Source organism: Aminicella lysinilytica (genome assembly GCF_004362975.1).
In the GTDB taxonomy this organism is placed as follows: domain Bacteria; phylum Bacillota; class Clostridia; order Peptostreptococcales; family Anaerovoracaceae; genus Aminicella; species Aminicella lysinilytica.
This window is the reverse complement of sequence record NZ_SNXO01000075.1, coordinates 1,264-2,453: the sequence shown is the minus strand read 5'-3', so window position 1 is coordinate 2,453 and position 1,190 is coordinate 1,264. Positions and strand designations below refer to the sequence as shown.

The 1,190-nt window shown below is 40.3% G+C and carries 1 protein-coding gene and 1 pseudogene; both read right to left on the bottom strand.

Annotation, left to right across the window (positions count from 1 at the left end; all coding sequences use genetic code 11):
• Window positions 1-6: 6 nt before the first annotated feature.
• Window positions 7-753: an ATP-binding protein gene (locus tag EV211_RS10510; RefSeq protein WP_133529386.1), complete on the bottom strand. Its 747-nt coding sequence runs from the start codon at window positions 751-753 to the stop codon at window positions 7-9.
• A pseudogene (locus EV211_RS10505) lies at window positions 743-1,190 on the bottom strand (IS21 family transposase); the annotation flags it as partial. The pseudogene EV211_RS10505 and the gene EV211_RS10510, both read right to left, overlap by 11 nt.

Below are 1,190 nucleotides of genomic sequence, written 5' to 3'. Positions count from 1 at the left end.
TTGACATCATAGTTTTGAATTACGTGAGTAATATTCTCGCATATTCATAGTTCCTGTCTCGATCCAGTATGCAGAGTAAGCGTATCTGTCAACTATGGCTTCTGCCTGGATTCCTTCATCCATACGTTTTACCCAATCTTCCTTTCGGTATTGTGTGCAAAAAATCGTTGATGTTGAATCTGACCTTCTTTCCATTAACTCGAATAGAAAATACAATTCTCCGTCAGAAATGTCTGAGACAAGCCATTCATCAATTATCAGCAACGGAATCCGCCCATACTTGTTGAGCATCTTTTTCTGGTGGCCCTGTATCAGGGATGCATCACCATATTCCATCAGCAAATCAGGGAACCTAACATATCTGGTTTTGATCTGATTCAAGCATGCCTGTTTACCAAGAGCGCAACTAAGGAACGTTTTACCGGAACCTGTAGGCCCTTGCAATATTATGCTCTGATGACTATCTATGTATTGACACATGGATAATTCGGTTATCAGTTCTCTGTTAAGGGTTCTCCCTTCATAGCAGAGATCATGCATATCTGCTTGAGGAAATCTGAATCTTGCAGATTTTATCAGACGTTGGATCTTACTGTTGTATTTCTCTTGATATACATAGTCTATCAATCGTTGTAGTCTCTCATCAAACGAAAGAGACATAGTTACTGTATCTGGTTGCTGCTGTTCCAGCCCATTGACCATTTCAGCCAGATTAAGTTCACGTAGTTTACGTCTCGTTTCATCATTTATCATTTTTATTGCCTCCGTAATAATTACTGCCCCGTAGGTACCCCATAGTATCAGTTGCAGTTGATTCTACTGTTTTACGTTCAAGATACAATAAGTCTTGATTGGCGGACAAAATTGATTTAAGATGATGATAACGGGGCCTTACGATCCCTTTGGTTATGGCAAATTCACAGGCGGCTTCCAGGCGTGCTTCAGAATATTTACTGCTTAAACGAAGTATTGACAGAGCCGGATTGTAGCCCTGTTCTTTTATGCTCACATCTTCGAATATTCGATCTATTGCTTTACTTGTATACGGACCGATAGCCTCTGCCCAACTTTTTATGCGTAGATCATCCCATGGGCTAAATTTGAATTTATCAGGCATATCTTCCATATGCGTTGAATATTGGTTCTTTCTTCCGGCGCTGAATCTGTTATGTGTAGTCAGACGCTGTTCA